Origin of the sequence: Actinomadura mexicana, from assembly GCF_900188105.1 — a bacterium.
GTDB classification, from domain to species: domain Bacteria; phylum Actinomycetota; class Actinomycetes; order Streptosporangiales; family Streptosporangiaceae; genus Spirillospora; species Spirillospora mexicana.
Map to the genome: position 1 here is coordinate 89,416 of NZ_FZNP01000024.1, position 6,419 is coordinate 95,834.

Annotated in this window: 6 protein-coding genes; 2 read left to right on the plus strand and 4 right to left on the minus strand. The window is 72.5% G+C overall.

Annotation, left to right across the window (positions count from 1 at the left end; translation table 11 throughout):
* Positions 1-11: 11 nt before the first annotated feature.
* Together CHC11_RS37335 and CHC11_RS37340 are read right to left on the minus strand one after the other, a co-directional pair.
* Complete coding sequence (locus CHC11_RS37335; protein ID WP_089316611.1) at positions 12-812, minus strand: enoyl-CoA hydratase/isomerase family protein; 801 nt, start codon at positions 810-812, stop codon at positions 12-14.
* A gap of 66 nt (positions 813-878) precedes the next feature.
* Positions 879-1,568, minus strand: a complete 690-nt coding sequence (locus tag CHC11_RS37340) for a GntR family transcriptional regulator (protein WP_089316612.1) — start codon at positions 1,566-1,568, stop codon at positions 879-881.
* A gap of 125 nt (positions 1,569-1,693) precedes the next feature.
* Here CHC11_RS37340 and CHC11_RS37345 point away from each other — a divergent pair, with 125 nt between their 5' ends.
* Entirely contained in the window at positions 1,694-2,845 is a 1,152-nt protein-coding gene (locus CHC11_RS37345) for an acyl-CoA dehydrogenase family protein (protein WP_089316613.1), read from the plus strand.
* Here CHC11_RS37345 and glpK read toward each other — a convergent pair.
* Together glpK and CHC11_RS37355 are read right to left on the minus strand one after the other, a co-directional pair.
* A complete protein-coding gene (gene glpK, locus CHC11_RS37350; RefSeq protein ID WP_089316614.1) occupies positions 2,842-4,368 on the minus strand; it encodes a glycerol kinase GlpK in 1,527 nt (508 codons plus the stop codon). The genes CHC11_RS37345 and glpK overlap by 4 nt on opposite strands.
* Before the next feature lie 69 nt (positions 4,369-4,437).
* Positions 4,438-5,205 (minus strand): IclR family transcriptional regulator, encoded by a 768-nt coding sequence (locus CHC11_RS37355; RefSeq protein WP_089316615.1) that lies wholly within the window; start codon positions 5,203-5,205, stop codon positions 4,438-4,440.
* A gap of 246 nt (positions 5,206-5,451) precedes the next feature.
* On the opposite strand from CHC11_RS37355, the gene CHC11_RS37360 reads away from it, so the two are divergent.
* Positions 5,452-6,276 carry an MIP/aquaporin family protein gene (locus CHC11_RS37360; RefSeq protein ID WP_089316616.1) on the plus strand — a complete coding sequence of 275 codons (825 nt, stop codon included), beginning with the start codon at positions 5,452-5,454 and terminating at the stop codon, positions 6,274-6,276.
* Positions 6,277-6,419: the final 143 nt, after the last annotated feature.

Below are 6,419 nucleotides of genomic sequence, written 5' to 3' on the forward strand. Positions count from 1 at the left end.
CCCGGTCCTCCCTAGCGGCCCTCGAAGCGCGGCGGGCGGCGCTCGGCGAACGCGGCCCGGCCCTCGGCGAAGTCGGTACTGCCGAACAGGGCGGTCTGCTCCTCCCGCTCGGCCTCCAGCAGGCGGTCCAGACTCTGGCCGGCGCGGGCCAGGAGGCGCTTGGCGGCGGCGACCGACAGCGGGGCGAGGGCGGCGGCCTCGGAGGCGCGCTCAAGGGCGGCGTCCAGGGCCGTGCCCGGCGGGGCGAGGGAGTCCGCCAGTCCGATCTCGTAGGCGCGGGACGCGGGCACGGTCTGGCCGAACACCAGCATCTGCTTGGCGCGGCCCATGCCGACGCGCTGCGGGAGCGTCCAGAGCAGCCCGCCGTCGGCGACGAGGCCGACCTTGCCGAACGCGGCGACGAACCGGGCGTCCTCGGCGGCGACCACGTGATCGCACACGGCGGCGAGGGAGACGCCGAGTCCGGCGGCGGCGCCCTCGACCGCCGCGATGAACGGCGTCCCGCAGGTCGCGATGAGCCGGACGGTCTCGTGCACGGGGTCGAGCCGCGCCCGGACGGCGTCCGGTCCGGCGCCCTCCATCGAGCGGACGTCGCCGCCCGCCGAGAACGTCCCCGCCGCGCCGGTCAGCACGACGGCCCGGACGCCGGGGTCGTCCGCGGCGCGGCGCACCTCCTCCGCGAGCCGCTCGCGCATCGGGATGTCGATCGCGTTGCGGGCCTCGGGCCGGTTCAGCGTCAGCACCCGCGTCGCCCCGTGGTCGGCTGCGGTGACCGCGGAGCCGCGCGCCGGTTCGGGGTCCCGGTCGTCCATCAACCCTCCTGGAAATTTTTTATACGATATGTGAGCCACGGGAACCGGGGAAGGGGACCGGGGCCGTCAGCCGGGGTGCTCGTTCCAGAAGCCCTGCGCCTCCAGGTGCACCACGAGCAGCGTCCCCGCGTGCCGGATGTGGGCGCGCATCGCCTGCCGCGCCGAGTCGCCGTCCCCGCCCCGCAGCGCGGCGAGCACGAGGTGGTGGTCGTCGACCGACGCCTGCGTCCAGCCGTCGATGCTGGAGTAGAAGCGGCTCGGTGCGTACCGCACCACGAGCTGCAGCAGCCAGGACGTCTTGGGCGAGCCCGCGCACAGGTTGATGATCCGGTGGAACCGGTGGTTGGCGCGCTCGATGGCCGCGGAGTCGCGGGCCTTGGACGCCTCCTCCAGGAGCGCCTGCGTCCGGTCGAGCGACTCCAGCTCCGCCTCGGTGATCCTCCCGGCGGCGCGGGCGGCCAGCTCGCCGGCGAAGTACGCCTGCGCCTCGAACAGGTCCTGGACGTCCTGCCGGGTGAGCGGTGCCGGCATGAACCCGCGCCGGGGCTCCAGGGTGACGAAGCCCTCGCCGCGCAGCGACAGCAGGGCCTCCCGGACGGGGGTGACGCTGATCCCGAGGTCCTCGGCTATGCGCTCCAGGCGGAGGAACTCCCCATGCCTGACCTGGCCCGACATGATGAGGTCACGGACGTAGGCGGCCACCTCGTCGCTCAGCTGGCGGCGCCGGCCGAGGGCCTGGCCACCGGAAAGTGCCACTTCATCGTCTCCCGTGCGCCTGGTTGGGGATTCACATTATGGACGGGCGACGGCCCGCCCTCCCGTTGACAGCAGGTATTTTCCTATCAAATATATGAAACACAATCCCGGGAGGGAGCGGAGCCGTGTTCACGCTCAGCGACGAGGAGCGCGCCATCGTCGAGGTCGTCGCGGACTTCGTCGACAAGGAGGTCCGCCCGGTCGCCCGGGACCTGGAGCACGCGGGCACCTATCCCGCCCATCTCATCGACCGCATGAAGCGGCTCGGCGTCTTCGGCCTCGCCGTGCCCGAGCCGTACGGCGACGTCAGCGTCTCCAAGACCTGCTACGCGCTCGTCACCGAGGAGCTGGCGCGCGGCTGGATGACGCTCGCGGGCGCGTTCGGCGGGCACACGGTCGTCTCCCACCTGCTCGCCGTGTACGGCACCGCGGAGCAGAAGGCCCGATACCTGCCCCGGATGGCGACCGGCGAGCTGCGCGCCACGATGGCGCTCACCGAGCCGTCCGGCGGCTCGGACCTGCAGGCCATGGGCACGACCGCGCGCAGGGACGGCGACCGGTACCGCGTCGACGGCGCCAAGATGTGGATCACCAACGCGCGTACGTCCGGTCTCATCGCGCTGATGTGCAAGACCGACCCGGCCGCGTCGCCCCGGCACAGGGGGATCAGCATCCTGCTGGTCGGGAAGGGTCCCGGCCTGACCGTCTCCCGCGACCTGCCGAAGCTCGGCTACCGGGGCGTGGAGAGCTGCGAGCTGTCCTTCGACGGCTACGAGGCGCCGCTCGACGCCGTGCTCGGCGGCGAGGAGGGGCATGGCTTCGCCCAGATGATGCGCGGCCTCGAAGTCGGCCGCATCCAGGTCGCGGCGCGCGCTCTCGGCGTCGGGCGCGCCGCCCTGGAGGACTCCCTGCGCTACGCCCAGCAGCGCGAGGCCTTCGGCAAGCCGATCTGGCAGCACCAGTCCATCGGCAACTACCTCGCCGACATGGCCACCCAGCTGCGGGCGGCCCGGCTGCTCACCCTCGACGCCGCCGAGCGCCTGGACGCGGGCGAGCGCTGCGACATGGAGGCCGGCATGGCCAAGCTGTACGCGTCGGAAGCGGCGATGCAGATCGCGCTGAACGCGGTCCGCATCCACGGCGCGGCCGGCTACTCCACCGAGTTCGACGTCGAGCGCTACTTCCGGGACGCCCCGCTGATGATCGTCGGCGAGGGGACCAACGAGATCCAGCGCAACGTGATCGTCCGGCAGCTCGTCGAGCGACACCGGGCCTAGGGAGCGGCGGCCGGGTCCTCCCCCGCGCGGATCCAGTCGAACGTGCGCTCCACGGCGCGCTTCCAGTTGTCGTACTCGGCGGCCCTCTGCGCGGGCTCCATCGCCGGGACCCAGCGGGCGGCGCGGTGCCAGTTGCGCCGCAGCCCCTCCAGCCCCGCCCAGTAGCCGACGGCGAGCCCGGCGGCGTAGGCGGCGCCGAGCGACACCGTCTCCACCACCATCGGGCGCGCCACCGGCACGTTCAGCACGTCGGCGACCATCTGCATGACCAGGTTGTCCGACGTCATACCGCCGTCGGCCTTGAGCTCCTTCAGCGAGAGCCCGGAGTCGGCGTTCATCGCGTCCACGACCTCGCGGGTCTGCCAGCCCGTCGCCTCCAGCACGGCCCGCGCCAGGTGACCCTTGGTGATGTAGGAGGTCAGGCCGACGATGATGCCCCGGGCCTCGCTGCGCCAGTGCGGGGCGAACAGCCCGGAGAACGCCGGGACGATGTAGCAGCCGCCGTTGTCGTCGACGGTCCGGGCCAGGGTCTCGATCTCCGGCGCCGTGCTGATCAGCCCGAGGCCGTCCCGGAACCACTGGACGAGCGCCCCGGTGATCGCGATCGAGCCCTCCAGCGCGTACACGGCGGGCTCGTCACCGATCTTGTAGCCGACGGTGGTGAGCAGCCCGTTGTCCGACTTCACCGGCGTCGTGCCGGTGTTCATCAGCAGGAACGCGCCCGTCCCGTAGGTGCACTTGGTCTCGCCCGGGGAGAAGCACGTCTGCCCGAACAGCGCGGCCTGCTGGTCGCCGAGGGCGGCGCCGACGCGCACGCCGGGGAACACGCGGCGGGCCGTCCCGTAGGTCTCGGTGGACGACCGGATCTCCGGCAGCATCGCCTTCGGCACCCCGAAGAAGTCGAGCAGGCCGTCGTCCCAGGTGAGCGTGTGCAGGTCCATCAGCAGCGTGCGGCTGGCGTTGGTCACGTCGGTGACGTGGACGCCGCCGTCGACGCCGCCGCTGAGGTTCCAGATCAGCCAGCTCTCCATCGTGCCGAACAGGACCTCGCCGCGCTCGGCGCGCTCCCGCAGGCCGGGCGTGTGGTCCAGCATCCAGCGGACGCGCGGGGCCGAGAAGTAGGTGGCCAGCGGCAGCCCGCTGCGCTCGGTGACCATCGCGGCGCCGGGGGCGCGGGCCAGCTCGTCCACGAGCGGGCCGGTCCGCATGTCCTGCCAGACGATGGCGCGGCCGATCGGGACGCCGGTCAGCCGGTCCCACAGGACGGTCGTCTCCCGCTGGTTCGCGATCCCGACCGCCGCGACCTGGCGGGGCGTCGCGCCCGCCTGGGCGAGCGCCTCCGGAGCGACGCGCTCCAGGTTGCGCCAGATCTCCATCGGGTCGTGCTCGACCCAGCCGGGCTTCGGGAAGTGCTGCCTGTGCTCGCGCTGCGCCACCGAGACCAGGCGGCCGCCGTGGTCGAACAGGATGCACCGGGTGGACGTGGTGCCCTGGTCGATCGACATCACGTACCGTTCGGTCACGGCCGGCCTCCTCCCCCCGGACGGGCCTCCCCGTGCAGGCGCGGCGGCGTCAGGACGGGAGGCGGGGCGTCACCAGCGCGAGCCGCCGAGGTCCCGGGAGACGGCGCGGGCGGCGTCGCGCACGTAGGCCACGAGCCTCGGGTCGGGGACGCGGCGGGAGTCGCAGATCCGCTCGACCGCGCCGGAGATGCCGATGGCCCCGACGACGAGTCCCCCGTGCCCGCGGATCGGGGCGGCGATCCCGGCCTCGCCGATGGACAGCTCCTCGGTCTCGGCGGCCCAGCCGTTCTCCCGGACACGGGTGGCGGCGCGTGCGAGCTCCCTGGGGTCGGTGATGGTGCGCCGGCAGTAGGACTCCAGGACGCTGTCGCGGATGGACGCCGCCGCGTTGGCGTCGTGCGCGAGCAGCGCCTTGCCGAGCGCGGTGGCGTGCAGCGGCAGCAGCGAGCCGACGTCCATGGCCTGGAGCGTGTCGTCCGGGCGGAACACGTGGTGGACGACCAGGACCTTCCCGTCCAGCAGCGTCCCGATCCGGACGGCCTCGCCGCTGCGCGAGGCGAGCGCGTCGGCCCAGTTGATGGCGCGGGACCGCAGCTCGTTGACGTCCAGGTAGCTGGTGCCGAGGTGCAGCAGCGCGGCGCCGAGCTGGTACTTGCCCGTGCCGCCGTCCTGCTCGACGAAGCCGACGCGCTCCAGGGTGCGCAGGATGCCGTGCGCGGTGCCCCGGGCGAGGCCCAGTGAACTGGCGATCTCGCCGACCCCGAGCCGGCCCGAGCTCGCCGCCAGCAGGCGCAGGATCGCGGCCGCCCGCTCGATCGACTGCACAGGTCCGGGCATGGCGCCGATGGTAGTTCTACCGGCGATGTGCCGACAATGTCGGCAGCCGCCGCAATCATCGTCCGATGCGCCCTGAACTGCCCGGATTCTGTGATCTGGTGCACAGGGTGGAGAGTAACCGCCGCCGGGCTGGGGCGAAAGTGTTCGACATTGTCGGCAGCCTCCCGTTGTCAGGCGTTCCGTCCCGGCTTACGGTCCAGCCAGCCTCACGGGGCTCGCGTCCACCCCACCTCCCGAGGAGTACCCATGGCGGAACGCACCCGAATCCCCGCGCTGGCCGGTGAGCTCGCCGCCGAGTTCGCCGGCACCCTGATCCTCATCCTGTTCGGCGTCGGCGTCGTCGCGCAGGTCGCCGCAGCCGAGATCGGCGACCACGACAGCATCGCCTGGGCCTGGGGCCTCGGCGTCACGCTCGGCGTGTACGTCGCGGCCCGGATCAGCGGCGCCCACCTCAACCCCGCCGTCACCGTCGCGCTGGCCGCGTTCAGGGAGTTCGCCTGGCGCAAGACGGTGCCCTACATCGCCGCGCAGACCGCGGGGGCGTTCGTCGCGGCGCTGATCGTCCGCTGGAACTACAGCGAGGTGCTGGCCAAGGTCGACCCCGGCCACACCATCAAGACCCAGGGCGTGTTCTCCACCCTGCCGGGCAACGGCACGCTCCCGGTCGGCACCTGGGGCGCGTTCCGCGACCAGGTGATCGGAACCGCCATCCTGCTCTTCGTGATCAAGGCGCTCACCGACGTGCGCAACTCGCCGCCGCTCGCCAACCTCGCCCCCTTCATGATCGGCCTCCTGGTCGTCGGGATCGGCATGGCGTGGGGCACCGACGCCGGCTACGCGATCAACCCGGCCCGCGACTTCGGGCCCCGGCTCGCCTCGTTCCTCACCGGCTACGGCACGGCGTGGCGGGACCAGAACGGCGATCTCTACTTCTGGGTGCCGATCATCGGCCCGCTCATCGGCGGAGTGCTCGGCGTCGGGCTCTACAAGGCGCTGATCGGACGGTTCCTGCCGCCGGAGGAGAACCCGCAGGAGCCCACGACGCCCGAGCCCCAGTACGAGACGGCGTGAAGCGCCCCGTCCCGCCCGCCACGACTCCAGGAGAACGCACGCATGGCTGACTTCGTCGGGGCCCTCGACCAGGGCACGACCAGCACCCGATTCATGATCTTCGACCACGGCGGCAACGAGATCGCCCGCCACCAGCTCGAACA